This is a genomic window from Bifidobacterium stellenboschense (assembly GCF_000741785.1).
GTDB lineage: Bacteria > Actinomycetota > Actinomycetes > Actinomycetales > Bifidobacteriaceae > Bifidobacterium > Bifidobacterium stellenboschense.
This window is the reverse complement of the sequence record NZ_JGZP01000002.1, coordinates 31,552-43,983: the sequence shown is the minus strand read 5'-3', so window position 1 is coordinate 43,983 and position 12,432 is coordinate 31,552. Positions and strand designations below refer to the sequence as shown.

Sequence of the window (12,432 nt, the reverse complement as noted above, 5' to 3'; positions counted from 1 at the left end):
CCCCGAACCCCCGTCAGCCCGCATCCGTTAGCCGAAAGAGAAGTATGACCGACGAGAAGAAGTACACCGTCATGACCGTGTGCACCGGCAACATCTGCCGGTCGCCGATGGGCGAGATCATCCTGCGCCACTATTTCGACGAGCGCGGCCTGTCCGACCGCGTGGACGTCGAGTCCAGCGGCGTCTCCGACGAGGAGTGGAGCCACCCGATCGACCCGCGCGCCGTGCACGTGCTGCGCGAGCGCGGCTATGGCGACGAGATCCCGCGCGACCATTTCGCGCACCGAATCAGCCGCGACGAGATCAACCGCACCGACCTGTTCCTGCCGATGACCGCCTCGCACATGCGCGCATTGTTGCGCATGCTGCCGCCGGCGAAGCGCGCCGAGGTGCACATGTACCGCAGCTTCGACCCGAATCTGCCGAAGCCGCCGGCCGGCCGCGAAAGCGAGATTGACCTGGTCGATCCGTGGTACGGCGGTCCGCACGAGTTCGAGGTCGCCATCGACCAGATTGAACAGGTCGCCCCCTACATCGTCGACTGGGTGGCGAGGCGCCTCGACGCGTAGCCCCGCTCCCATGGTGCGGTAACACACAATCTCCATAACGGCGGAATCAAGCCGTTTTCGTCGACCGCACCATGGGAGTTTCACCGCACCATGGGATGTGGGTGATGCTAGGACCGCCGCATCGCGTCGGCGGTCCTCCATATCACGTCCTCGACGCGCCGCAGCTCCGACTCGCGGCTGACCGTGCGCCACTGTGCGGCGTACGCCTCCATCCACGATTCCAGCGCCGCGGCGAGCGCACTCCCGTCAACGTGGATGTCGCTATGCGCATCATCGTCGCGTCCGTCGTCGTTCATCCGCGCGAGCCGCAGGCCGACGCGGTTCAACAGCCGCTGACCGTCGACGGCGATGCGGAACGCCGCCGACGTGCCCGCCGCATCCGCCGTGCGCGATTGCGCGAGCGCCGTCGCGAGACGCGCGGCGCACTCGCGCAACGTCGCGTCGGCGGCGTCGAAGCCAGCGACGATGCCGCACGCCCGCGCCGCGGCGAGTGCGGGCATGCCGGTCTCCAGCCACGTGACGAGATCGTCCCAGCCGAACAGCGTCGCCCGTCGCGCCGCGGCGAGCGACGGTACCAGCGTGCCGCCGGCGTCGCCGTATTCGACGCGCGAGATGCGGCGGAGCATGTCGGCCTCGTCGGCGACTCGCCCCGGTGCCCACGATTCCTGCGCGCCGACGATCATGCCGGGGACGGCCATGCGCGGGTCGTTGACGTGGCCGAAATCGCCCCAATCGGTGACGAGCATGCCCTGCGCTTGGTATTGCGTGCCGTGGCGGGCCATGCGGGTGATGTTGTGCCAGGCGTCGTCGATGCGCGGCAGGAGCGCGTTCCAGCACCATACGGCCGGGCAGACGATCTGCGTGGCGCCGGATTCGGCGACGGTGCGGATCTTCCCGTCGTCGACCTGCGGGTCGTACTGCCAGTTGAGCAGGGTGACTTCTTCGGGGAGTTGGTCGAGGATCTCGGGGTGTTCGAGGGCGATGTCGCCCCACATCATCGGTTGCTTGCCTTGGGCTTCGAGGTGGCGGCACAGGCGGGTGACGTAGTCGGCGTACATGGCGGCGACGCCGATCCGCTCGGCGAGGGGCTTGGAACGGCCCTTGCCGAGGTCGAAGGTCTCGTCGGCGCAGATGTTGAACTTGTCGGAACGAAATAGTTGCAGGTAGTTGTCGATGAGTCGGCACGACAGGGCGAAGGCGCGTTCGTCGCCGATGTTGAGCGTGTGATGGCGCATGCGGTCGATGAACCCGAACGGTTCGTCGGCGGCCTCCGGGAACTCGCCGAGATCGCGAAGCGATTGCGTGCGCAGGGCCATGTAGAGGTGGCCGAATGTGGAGACGGACGGGACGAGCTCGATGCCCCGTTCGGCGCAGTAGTCGTCGAATTCGAGGATGTCGCGCGGGGCGAGCGGACTGCTGCCGCGCCAGGTCTCGCTGAGCCCGTCGAACGCGAAGGTGTGCTCGACGTAGAGCTGGAGCTGGTTGACTTTGTACAGGCAAAGCTTGTCGGCCCAGGTCTTGAGCCAGTCGAGGGTGGGGACGCGCCCGCGGGTCACGTCGAGGTAGTAGCCGCGCGTTGGGAAGGCGGGCTGGTCCTCGATGTGCAGGCGAGGCAGGGCGGCGCCGCATTGGCGGATGAGCTGGCGCAGGGTCTGCACGCCGTTGCGCACGCCCTCGAAGTCCGCGCCGGCGACGGTGATGCCGTGTTCGGTGATGTCGAGCGTGTATGCGCCGGGAGTGGTTGAGGGGGTTGGTGCGATTGGTGCGTCCGGTGTGTCCGGCGTGATGGCGGGGGAGTGCGTGTCGGCGGTGGCAGGGGCGGCGACCGTGATGGGGACGGCGACCGTGAGGGTGATGAATCCCGGCCACCGGTCGCCGGTGGTGATACCCCAATCGAGGCCCGTGGTGTCGTGGATGTCGTCGACGAGCTGCATGGCGAGCACGTGCCGGTCGTCACCGACGGCTCGCGACTCGTTGACACGCCCGTTCAGAGGTAGCAATGTGACGCCTTCGTCGTGCCGCAGGGTACGCGGCGTGGGGATGATGTGCCATGCCGTCGTTTCCGTGAGATTCTGCGGTTCCGCTGGGATCTTACGCATCGTCTTATGCGTATCCGTGGTTTCCCGCACCGTCGCGGTCGTATTCTCGTCCATGAGGCTCCTTCGCTTCGCGTATCCACCATTGTCGTCCAGAATCCGTCCAAAACGCGGAGCCGTAGCGAATCCGTATCAAAAGCATTGCGAAGTTAACAATACCAACGCTCGCCGGTTCTTGCCGAGTCCCTCATGCATCCTCATGGTAGATGTGATTGTGGTTCTGCTCGTGGTGCGCTTGCCGTGTGGCATCGCAGCTTCCCCCGTCTACGGATACCTCCGGCGCAAGAAATCCCGGGAATCCGCCCTGTTGCCCGGGATTGTTCGCACTGAGACGGCGTCAGCGCAAGGAATCCCGGGCGTTGCGGTTCTTTTCCGGGATTTCTTGCGCTGAGACAGGTGCAGTGCAACTTTTCCCGGACGATTGAGCTGTTCTCCGGGATTAATTGCGCTGGTGCGGCGTCGCGTTGATGGGTGAAACGCAAACAGGAACATCCTATTGATTGATGTATACAAAACTGTTCTTAGTTGAGAATAATTCTGTATACAATGGGGCTATGGTCATCCGTACGAATCGAACATTGCTCACGCGGCGGGAGGCTGCTCGTCTGCTTGGGATAAGTGAGCGGCGGGTCAGTGCGCTTAACGCCTCGGGTCAGCTTGAGTCAGTCGCTGTGGGGAGCAGTGCGCTGTTCACGGAGGATTCCGTACGCCGTCAATCGCGATGGCGGGGTACGGACGGGCGTCCGTATTCGCCGGGCATGGCGTTCGGGGCGTTGTACATGCTCAGTGGGCTTGATGCGTCATGGCTGAGCCGGCAGCAGCGGTATCGACTCAAGGGTTATCTGGAGCGGATGGATGCTGAGAATCTGGTCCGGCTTACCCGACGTCGCGCAACGATGGTCGAATACTGGTGCAGGGACTCCAACCTTGGCAAGGTCGCAGACCTCGTTCGCTCTTCCGCTGCCACCGGCGTACTGGCGGATTCGTTTCAATTGGCCGCCACGGACGTGGTGGAGGGCTACATCATCACCGATGCTCTGGATGATGCCGTCCGGAGATGTCGGCTGAAACAAGGCATGATGCCGATTCGAGTGCGGCTTCGTGCCGTCGATATGCTCCCCGCTGGTGAGGGACCTATGCCTCTCGCCGTATGTGCGGCCGACCTGGCCGAGTCCAATGATCCAAGAGAACGCCGTGCCGGACTGGAAACCCTCCAACAACTGATTGATGACTATCGCCGCAAGGAGCATCAGGAATGATTCCCATAATTCACATACCCAACACGGGCCATCCATGGAGCACCGTGTACGCGGTCGCCGCGGCGGGCATCCCGGAATCATGGCTGCTTACGGGCGGGCTCATGGTCCAGCTGCATGCCATCATGGGAGGATTGACCGCGCGACCCACCACCGATGCCGACCTGCTCGCCGATCTCATGGCCGACCGACGTGGCATCGCCAGATTACGCAGCATCCTCGTTTCCCGTGGGTTCGAGACGCAGCCGGGTACGTTGACCGGATATACGACCCGTATGAGCGCACCGAACGGCGATATCGTGGACCTGCTGGTCGCCGATCACCTGCCCAAGTTTCTCGGCAACGACGCGACCATCGCCGGTACACCGGTACTGTCCATGCCAGGCGGCGCGCAGGCCGTGGAACGCAGCATGCAGATCAGACTCATCGACGACCAGAGCGGAACCGAAGTCACAATCCGTATCCCGGACCTGCTCGGTGCCCTGATACTCAAGAGCGCGGCCTACAGTGCCGACCACGCCGGCTACGGTGAACGCCACCTCTACGACGCCGCCCTGCTGGCATCACTCATCCCGGACCCTGACGCCGAGCTCGCACGCCTGCACAGTGGCACCGACCGCAAACGCATCAAGCTTCTGCATGACCAGCTCACCGAGGACTCCCCCTACTGGGAGAGCCTCGACGAATCACACCGTCAAGACGGACTGGATACCATCGAAACACTCGCCACATGGTGAGAAATCCCGGAAATCCGCCCTGTTGTCCGGGATTAATTGCGCTGGAACAGGTGAGGCGGGGATGGTACAACTTTTCCCGGATGACACGGTTCTTTGACCCCTTTGAGTCCTTATAGGGCGGCATTGGCCTAGATTCCCTGATGGCTCATTTGGGGTGGCGCCCGCGTGGCCGGAAATGAAAAAAATCCTTGGAAACTCACGGTTCCCAAGGATTCCTGTGCAAGTACCCCCAGAGAGAGTCGAACTCTCGTTGTCAGATTGAAAGTCTGGTGTCCTAACCGTTAGACGATGGGGGCGTGACAACTTGCATAACAATACGCAAGTCGTCGGTGCTGTGCAAATCCGGCGTGTCGTCGCGTGTCGCGTGGTGGGGTACCCGTCGCCTGTCGGTCGGATGACGGGCACCCGCCCGTCGGTGTCGCCGACGGTGTCGCCGATGGGCGAGGCCGCTGTCGGAGCTCCCGCCGTCCGCGTCGCACCACGCGTCGCACCGCGCGACGTCCGCCTCACGCCTTGCGGTAGGTGAAGTCGTGGATCACGCGGCCGGCGGCGAGGCCCTTCTTCTCGAAGTTGGTGAGCACGCGGCCGTCGAATCGCGCGGATTCGGCGAAGTCGGCGTGCGGCATGTCGGCCGCGAGGTCGGCGTTGCCCTTGCCGACGTGGCCGGTCGGCAGGCTCACGGTCACGTCGCCCGTGTTCTCCCAGCCGTCGAGCCCGTCCATCACTTCGTGCACGTGCAGCGCGTAGTCCTCGATATCGGTGGCGATGCGCCACACGCCGCTGTCCGCCAGCACGCGGCGCACCTCGCCGGCCAGGCCGGGCTGCACGATGCGGCGCTTGTGGTGCTTCTTCTTCGGCCACGGGTCGGGGAAGAACGTCCAGACCTCGGCGGCCACGCCGTCGGCGGCCGCCTTGAACAGTTCCGGCGCGTTCACCTGCGCCACGCGGATGTTCCTCAGTCCGCGCTTGCCGGCGAGCAGCAGCGTGTGCGCGACGCCGGGGTCGTAGACCTCGAGCGCGAGGAAGTTCGTGTCCGGCCGCGCCTCGGCGGCCGCGACGATGTTCTCGCCCTGACCGGAGCCGATCTCGATGACGAGCGGATTCGCGTTGCCCCACGTGCCGCGCACGTAGTCCGCGTCGAACGCGAATCCGTCGCGCACGTCGAGCGAGCCTTCGCCGGCGTTGATGTCGAGCAGGTAGTCGCCGGCGTAGTTGCCCCATGCGCGCTGGAGTCGTGCGTCGAGGCGGCCGGAGCGGCGCACGAACGAGAGGACGCGGTGCGGCGGGTGCTGCGACGCGGCCGCGGCCTGCGGCGTCGCGGCCGTCGTCTCCGTCGTTCCGTCGGCGGGGTTCGTGGCGTTGTCGCCGTCGTTCGTGATGTCGCCGTTCGCGGCGATGTCGTCCGTCATGTGGGGTCCTTCCTATGTCGTCTTCCGTTGTTCCATTATTCACCATGATTCCGTACGATTGGAACGGTTCGATTCGACGAAATGCGTGTGTTCGTTCGTGTGCTGTGTTATACTCAAATTGTTCGAAAATATAACAAATGTGAGCAGAAGCGAACAGCGGCTCGCGTGGTCGAACCGCACGCCGCAAGGCTCAACAAGGCAATGAAAGGCCAGATATGACAGTTCTCGTCACTGGTGGGTGCGGCTACATCGGCGCCCATGTCGTTCACGCTCTGCATGAGGCGGGGGAGAAGGTCGTCGTCGTCGACGATCTGAGCTACGGCAAGCCCACCCGCATCGAAGGCTCCCGCCTCTACGGCATGGACATCTCCGCGCCGGGCGCCGGCGAGCGTCTCGCCGAGATCCTCGACGCCGAAGACGTCGACGCCGTCATCCACTTCGCCGCGCGCAAGCAGGTCGGCGAGTCCGTCGAGAAGCCGCTGTGGTACTACCAGCAGAACATCGGCGGCATGCTCAACGTGCTCACCGGCATGAGCGAGTCCAAGAAGACCCGCAAGCTCGTCTTCTCCTCCTCCGCCGCCACCTACGGTGTCCCGCCGGTCGACGTGGTGCCCGAGGACGTCGTCCCGATGCTCCCGATCAACCCGTACGGCCAGACCAAGCTGTTCGGCGAGTGGATGGCCCGCGCCTGCGAAGGCCGCTATGGCATCCGTTTCTGCGCGCTGCGCTACTTCAACGTGGCCGGCTGCGGCCCCGTCGAGCTCGAGGATCCGGCCATCCTCAACCTCATCCCGATGCTGCTCGACCGCCTGAAGAAGGGCAAGGCCCCGCTGATCTTCGGCGATGACTACCCGACTCCGGACGGCACCTGCGTGCGCGACTACATCCACGTCTCCGACCTGGCCGACGCTCACCTCGCCGCCCTCAAGTACCTCGACCGCGACGAGCGCAAGTACGACGCCTTCAACGTCGGCACCGGCGAAGGCACCTCCGTGCGCCAGATCGTCGACGAGCTCAAGAAGGTCACCGGCCTGCCGTTCGAGGAGCACGTCCAGGGCCGTCGCGCCGGCGATCCGCCGCACCTCATCGGCTCCCCGAAGCGCATCAACGAGGAGATGGGCTGGCACGCCAAGTACAACGTGGAGGACATCGTCGAATCCGCGTGGCGCGCATGGCAGGCCAACCCGGAGCACCACATCGACGTCGAGCACTGGAAGCAGGCCGACTGAGACCGTTGCCCGGTTACGGCGGCCGGCCGTGCCGGTCGATTCCTCGCAGCCTCGTGGGGCGCATCCGTTCGTCGGATGCGCCCCACGTGCGTTTCGGTTTCGGGGTGCCTGTGGGGTATGGCGTAAACCGTTGCGATATAAGGCGACACGCCGTAAGTTGCGTGATGCTTCGGATTGAGTAATATATTCACTCGTTGCCTCACGGAAACGCGAGAGAACAACGGCCGCGTAGCTCAGTTGGTTAGAGCGCCGCCCTGTCACGGCGGAGGTCGCCGGTTCAAGTCCGGTCGTGGTCGCTAGGATGATTGGGAATCCGGTTTCGGGTTCATTGATTGTCCAATGGCTCTGTAGCTCAGTTGGTAGAGCGAGCGACTGAAAATCGCTAGGTCAACGGATCGACGCCGTTCGGAGCCACCACTTCAAACCCCGCAAGCAATGCTTGCGGGGTTTCGTTTATTTCCATCCGAGGCTCCGGGCCTATAACCGGAAATCCCCCTCAGTCGCGCTGTGCGCGACAGCTCCCCCTGAAGGGGGAGCAAGGGCCTGATCTCTCAGGGGGCTTGAGTGCCGGCGGGCGCTGCGGCGCGCCCGATTCCACATAGTGACCATATCGCGGGCGTTCGTCCGAAACGTGAACCGCATGGTAGTCGCCCGGACCTCCCCGCGTTTCAATGGTGGGCATGAACGATACGAACAACGAAGACGGACATATCGACTTCTACGTGGCGGGGCCGTTCTTCGACCCGGAGCAGGCCCACAGCATGGAACATCTCGAACAGGTGCTGGAAGACCATGGCAAGACGCTGTTCAAGCCGCGTTTCGCCAGCCAGATCGAGGAGGTCGGGCCGGAAGGCTGCTTCACCGACGACATCGGGGGCATCGACGCCGCCGACGCCGTCATCGCGAACCTCATGGACGAGGATGCCGGCACGATGTTCGAAATCGGATACGCGTACGCGCTCGGCAAGCCGGTGTACGGCTACCGCGACGAACTCACGCCGATGGACCGCGTGAACCTGATGGTCGCGCAGGCCGTGAAGGCCGTGTTCAACGGCCCCGAGGATCTGGCGAAATACCTCGAGACCGGCGAACACGAGGAGGTGGACTACATACAGTTCTGAGGATCACGCCTTCCACCAAGGGCGCAGCGGGTACCACTTGCCGTCCGGGTGGCCGGCGCGGTCCGGCCGCACGGCGAGGAACTGGTGGATCTGGATGCCGTCGAGCTCGAAGTTGAGCGCACAGGCCGCCATGTACAGGCCCCACACCTTCGCCCGCTCGAAGCCCACCTGCCTCACCGCGTCATCCCAATGCTCGGACAGGTTATGGTTCCAATGGTGCAGCGTCAGTGCGTAATGCTGGCGCAGGTTCTCCTGATGCACCACGTTGAAGCCGGCGTCGTGGATGCATGATTCGATGAATCCGGGCGCGCCCAGATCGCCGTCGGGGAAGATGTAGCGGTCGAGGAACTCGTCGGTGCCCGGCTTGCCGTTCGGCTTGTCGTGGCTGATGGTGATCTGGTGGTTGAGCAGGCGGCCCATCGGCTTGAGGAGCTTGAACATCTCCTCGAAGTAGCTCTGGTAGTTCTTCACGCCCACATGCTCCATCATGCCGATCGAGCTGATGCCGTCGAAGTCGCGTTCGGGCACCTCGCGGTAATCCTGCACGCGCACCTCGGCGAGGTCGGACAGGCCTTCGCGCTCGATCCACTCGTTCGCATACGCCGCCTGCTCCTTGGAGAGAGTGACGCCGAGCGCCTTGATGCCGCGGCGTGCGGCGGCGATGACCATCGAACCCCAGCCGCAGCCGATGTCGAGCAGACGCTGGCCGGGCTGCAATCCCAGCTTGTCGAGGATCAGGCGCAGCTTGTTGGCCTGCGCGTCCTCAAGGCTCATATCCTCGTTGTCGAACACCGCGCAGGTGTAGGTCATCGACGGTCCAAGGAAATCCGCGTAGAACTCGTTGGACATGTCGTAGTGGAAGCTCACCGTCTCCGAATCGGCCTTCTCGGTGTGGGGGAGCAGCCCCTCCTTGATGCGGGCGAACTTGCTCGGCCCCTCGGTGGCCGGCACCGGGGGCTTGCGGAATCCGTGGCTCAGGATTCCGGCCGTCACGCGCGCCATCGAGACCGGCGTGATCGGCTTGACGTATTTCGCCATCGACACCATCGCGCGCATCGCCGGGTACGGGTCGGCGTAGTCGATGCCCTCCACGTCGAAGTCGCCGAGCACGTACGCGCGCACGACGCCGATCTCGTTCGGATGCGCGAGCAGCTGGTACATGCAGTTCGGGCTGGTGATGCGCACCTTGAGCGCCGCATCGGGCGCGCCGAAATGCGATCCGTCGAACGCGTCCACCCTCACGGGCGCATCGTCCTTCAGGAACAGTCCCACCATCTCGCCGACCGTCATCGATTTCCCGTTCGCCATGATTCACCTCCGGTACCGTGGCGGGAGCTGGCGCCTCCCGCACGCGCGCTTGCGTCCGCGTGCCCGCATGTCCGCGGGTCCGCGCGTCCTCGTGTGTCATTGCCCGCATCATTCAAACCCCATGATGCAGCGCCCATGATAGTCCCGCACAAGGCCGCGGAAACGCCGTGCGGGCCATGTCGTGCGGACATTCCGCCGGTCGCGTCGGTCCGCGCCGGCGCGCGACGGTCGGTTTTGAAACACGCTTCCGATGATGCTGGCAGCGTTCACATCTAGGAGTACACTGAGGAACCGTCGGGCGGTGCAGCGATGTACCGGTCCACAGCAGCAAGGCAAGGACACAGCTTAAAGGAGAGCCTTATGGTCTACCGCATGATTTTCAACCAGACCGCCTACTTCGGACGTGGCGCGATCAAGGAGATTCCGGCCGTCGCCAAGCAGCACGGCTTCACGAAGGCGTTCATCGTCACCGATCCGGTCCTGCTGGAGACCGGCACCGCCGAGAAGGTCACCAAGGTCCTCGACGAGGCGGGCCTGCCGTACGAGGTGTTCTCCAACGTCAAGCCGAACCCGCCGGTCGAGTGCATCAAGGACGGCGTCGAGAAGTTCGCCGCCTCCGGCGCCGACTTCCTGATCGGCCTGGGCGGCGGCTCCCCGCAGGACACCTGCAAGGGCATCGGCATCATCACCGCCAACCCGGAGTTCTCCGACGTGCTGTCCCTGGAGGGCGTGGCCGACACGAAGAACCCGTCCGTGCCGATCTTCGGCGTGCCGACCACCGCCGGCACCGCCTCCGAGACCACCATCAACTACGTGATCACCGATACGGCCAACAAGCGCAAGTTCGTGGCCGTCGATCCGCACGACATCCCGATCGTCGCGTTCGTCGACCCGGATCTGACCGATTCGATGCCGCGCGGCCTCAAGGTCGCCACCGGCCTGGACGCTCTGACCCACGCCATCGAGGGCTACATCACCCCGGGCGCGTGGTCGCTGTCCGACTGCCTGTCGATGCAGACGATCCGCATGATCGCGAAGAACCTCGCCAAGTCCGCCGACGGCGACGTGCCGGCCGGCGAGCAGATGGCGTACGCCTCCTACATCACCGGCATGGCCTACTCGAACGTCGGCCTCGGCCTGGTGCACGGCATGGCCCACCCGCTGGGCGGCCGCCTCGGCGTCGCGCACGGCGTCGCCAACGGCATCCTGCTGGCCCCGGTCATGGAGTACAACAAGGACTACACGGGCGAGAAGTACCGTGACATCGCCGACGCGTTCGGCGTCGAGGACGCCTACACGGGCGATCTGGAGAAGGTGCGCGAAGAGGCCGTGCAGGCCGTCCACAAGCTCACCGTGGACCTGAAGAACCCGACCAAGATCTCCGAGGTCGGCGCCACCGAGGCGGACCTCGCGCCGCTCGCCCACGACGCGTTCAACGACGTGTGCACCCCGGGCAACCCGCGCAAGGCCACCGAGGAGGAGATTCTCGCCATCTACACGTCGCTGATGTGATGTGATTCTGATGTGATGCGATTCTGATGTGATGCCGGTCTCGCGTCCATAAGAGCGCGGTATCGACACTGGCCCCCGCCGGCGGGGGCTGTCGCGTGAAACGCGACTGGGGGTGGTCACGGCTGTAGCCGCGGGAACCACCCCCAGTCAGCTTCGCTGACAGCCCCCGCCAGCGGGGGCCAAGTCGTGGCATGCCGTTAGCGGGGGCCGGCGGCATGCGGGACTTACTCGTGCTTTTCGTCCCATTCCTCGTCGGTGGGGGTTTCGTCGTAGAACTCGCGGCCCTCCTTTTCGGCGAGCTCCATCTGCTCGTTGATCCACGCCGCCTCTGCCGGGTTGATGTCCGCCGAATCAAGCACCTTCTGCCACACCGGGTAGAACAGGTGCATCGCCGGGTACATGGCGGTGAACAGGATCTCCGGCTTGTGCTTGCGCCAATGCTGCGGGTGCGCGTCGAACGTGTTGCGGAACCGCTTCATGTAGGTGCGGAACGAGGAGAGCGACGTGTCCATGCGGCGCGCGCTCATGCCGGCGATCATGCGCGGCGAGTACACGGTCTTCAATCCCTTGCCCATCAGGTGCAGGGAGATGTCGATGTCCTCGTGCATCACGTCCGCCTTGTCGCGGCACACCTCGCCGGAGATCTCATGCCATGCGGAGGCGCGCAGCGCCATGTTCGAGCCGAACAGCAGCGGCTGGCCGCCGTCCGCCTTGTAGATGCGCTTGCGCAGCGAATTGTCGCCCTTCAATCCGAAATGACGCGACGGCATGTCGTAGTACATGACCGGACCGGTGGCGCCCATCGCCTGCGAGTCCTCGGTGAAGATGCCGGACACGACCTCCACCCAGTCGGGCTTGATCATGCAGTCCGCGTCGAAGCGGCCGAGCACGTCGCCGGTGGCGTGGTCGAGACCGTAGTTCCTTGTGGGGATGAGCCCCTGTTCGGCATCCTGATGCATGAGCTTGATCGGCGCCTCGGGATGCTCCTCGATGAACCGTTCGACGATCTCGCAGGTGTTGTCGGTGGAACGGTTGTCCACGACGATGACTTCGTAGGGCATCACGGTCTGCCGGATCGTGTTGAGCAGGCAGTCGGCGATGCGCTCGGCCTCGTTCCAGGCCGGAATGACGATCGAGACGTTCAGCATGAAGACCAAGGATAGTGCCGCCGCCATACACGGCCCCCGCGCGCAGG

General features: G+C 64.4%; 10 protein-coding genes and 3 tRNA genes. 8 read left to right on the top strand and 5 right to left on the bottom strand.

The window, feature by feature from the left end:
* Nucleotides 1-44: 44 nt before the first annotated feature.
* The gene (locus BSTEL_RS00630) at nucleotides 45-569 is read left to right on the top strand and encodes a low molecular weight protein-tyrosine-phosphatase (RefSeq protein WP_034525856.1); all 525 of its coding nucleotides are present in this window, start codon (nucleotides 45-47) and stop codon (nucleotides 567-569) included.
* A gap of 107 nt (nucleotides 570-676) precedes the next feature.
* On the opposite strand, the gene BSTEL_RS00625 is transcribed toward BSTEL_RS00630, so the two are convergent.
* Complete coding sequence (locus BSTEL_RS00625; RefSeq protein ID WP_051922717.1) at nucleotides 677-2,668, bottom strand: beta-N-acetylhexosaminidase; 1,992 nt, start codon at nucleotides 2,666-2,668, stop codon at nucleotides 677-679.
* 551 nt (nucleotides 2,669-3,219) lie between these two features.
* Here BSTEL_RS00625 and BSTEL_RS00620 point away from each other — a divergent pair.
* The gene (locus tag BSTEL_RS00620; RefSeq protein WP_156963102.1) at nucleotides 3,220-3,924 is read left to right on the top strand and encodes a MerR family transcriptional regulator; all 705 of its coding nucleotides are present in this window, start codon (nucleotides 3,220-3,222) and stop codon (nucleotides 3,922-3,924) included.
* Nucleotides 3,921-4,658 carry a hypothetical protein gene (locus tag BSTEL_RS12620; RefSeq protein ID WP_034525854.1) on the top strand — a complete coding sequence of 246 codons (738 nt, stop codon included), beginning with the start codon at nucleotides 3,921-3,923 and terminating at the stop codon, nucleotides 4,656-4,658. Before BSTEL_RS00620 ends, BSTEL_RS12620 begins: the two co-directional genes overlap by 4 nt.
* Before the next feature lie 224 nt (nucleotides 4,659-4,882).
* Here BSTEL_RS12620 and BSTEL_RS00610 read toward each other — a convergent pair.
* Nucleotides 4,883-4,954 (bottom strand) — tRNA-Glu (locus tag BSTEL_RS00610).
* 210 nt (nucleotides 4,955-5,164) lie between these two features.
* Nucleotides 5,165-6,067: a tRNA (guanosine(46)-N7)-methyltransferase TrmB gene (gene trmB / locus BSTEL_RS00605; RefSeq protein ID WP_084686016.1), complete on the bottom strand. Its 903-nt coding sequence runs from the start codon at nucleotides 6,065-6,067 to the stop codon at nucleotides 5,165-5,167.
* Nucleotides 6,068-6,282: 215 nt separating this feature from the next.
* Here trmB and galE point away from each other — a divergent pair, with 215 nt between their 5' ends.
* The 4 genes from galE to BSTEL_RS00585 all read left to right on the top strand — a co-directional run bounded on the left by galE (nucleotide 6,283) and on the right by BSTEL_RS00585 (nucleotide 8,417).
* On the top strand, nucleotides 6,283-7,296 hold the full coding sequence (gene galE, locus BSTEL_RS00600; RefSeq protein ID WP_034525852.1) for a UDP-glucose 4-epimerase GalE: 1,014 nt from the start codon (nucleotides 6,283-6,285) through the stop codon (nucleotides 7,294-7,296).
* Nucleotides 7,297-7,518: 222 nt separating this feature from the next.
* Nucleotides 7,519-7,592: transfer RNA gene (locus BSTEL_RS00595), tRNA-Asp, on the top strand.
* A gap of 45 nt (nucleotides 7,593-7,637) precedes the next feature.
* A tRNA-Phe gene (locus tag BSTEL_RS00590) sits at nucleotides 7,638-7,713 on the top strand.
* Between the two features lie 263 nt (nucleotides 7,714-7,976).
* Nucleotides 7,977-8,417, top strand: a complete 441-nt coding sequence (locus BSTEL_RS00585; RefSeq protein WP_034525938.1) for a nucleoside 2-deoxyribosyltransferase — start codon at nucleotides 7,977-7,979, stop codon at nucleotides 8,415-8,417.
* A gap of 3 nt (nucleotides 8,418-8,420) precedes the next feature.
* Here BSTEL_RS00585 and BSTEL_RS00580 read toward each other — a convergent pair whose 3' ends face one another.
* Nucleotides 8,421-9,725 (bottom strand): class I SAM-dependent methyltransferase, encoded by a 1,305-nt coding sequence (locus BSTEL_RS00580; protein ID WP_034525850.1) that lies wholly within the window; start codon nucleotides 9,723-9,725, stop codon nucleotides 8,421-8,423.
* Nucleotides 9,726-10,085: 360 nt separating this feature from the next.
* On the opposite strand from BSTEL_RS00580, the gene fucO reads away from it, so the two are divergent.
* Nucleotides 10,086-11,237, top strand: a complete 1,152-nt coding sequence (gene fucO / locus BSTEL_RS00575; protein WP_034525847.1) for a lactaldehyde reductase — start codon at nucleotides 10,086-10,088, stop codon at nucleotides 11,235-11,237.
* Between the two features lie 224 nt (nucleotides 11,238-11,461).
* Here the strand turns inward: fucO and BSTEL_RS00570 are convergent, their stop codons facing one another.
* Nucleotides 11,462-12,385, bottom strand: a complete 924-nt coding sequence (locus BSTEL_RS00570) for a glycosyltransferase family 2 protein (RefSeq protein WP_034525930.1) — start codon at nucleotides 12,383-12,385, stop codon at nucleotides 11,462-11,464.
* Nucleotides 12,386-12,432: the final 47 nt, after the last annotated feature.

Bases quoted from the DNA above. Each gene is read 5' to 3' on its own strand.
- galE (WP_034525852.1), top strand. From the start codon at position 6,283: ATGACAGTTCTCGTCACTGGTGGGTGCGGCTACATCGGCGCCCATGTC.
- BSTEL_RS00580 (WP_034525850.1), bottom strand. From the start codon at position 9,725: ATGGCGAACGGGAAATCGATGACGGTCGGCGAGATGGTGGGACTGTTC.
- fucO (WP_034525847.1), top strand. From the start codon at position 10,086: ATGGTCTACCGCATGATTTTCAACCAGACCGCCTACTTCGGACGTGGC.
- BSTEL_RS00570 (WP_034525930.1), bottom strand. From the start codon at position 12,385: ATGCTGAACGTCTCGATCGTCATTCCGGCCTGGAACGAGGCCGAGCGC.
- BSTEL_RS00585 (WP_034525938.1), top strand. From the start codon at position 7,977: ATGAACGATACGAACAACGAAGACGGACATATCGACTTCTACGTGGCG.
- BSTEL_RS00620 (WP_156963102.1), top strand. From the start codon at position 3,220: ATGGTCATCCGTACGAATCGAACATTGCTCACGCGGCGGGAGGCTGCT.
- BSTEL_RS12620 (WP_034525854.1), top strand. From the start codon at position 3,921: ATGATTCCCATAATTCACATACCCAACACGGGCCATCCATGGAGCACC.
- BSTEL_RS00625 (WP_051922717.1), bottom strand. From the start codon at position 2,668: ATGCGTAAGATCCCAGCGGAACCGCAGAATCTCACGGAAACGACGGCA.
- trmB (WP_084686016.1), bottom strand. From the start codon at position 6,067: ATGACGGACGACATCGCCGCGAACGGCGACATCACGAACGACGGCGAC.
- BSTEL_RS00630 (WP_034525856.1), top strand. From the start codon at position 45: ATGACCGACGAGAAGAAGTACACCGTCATGACCGTGTGCACCGGCAAC.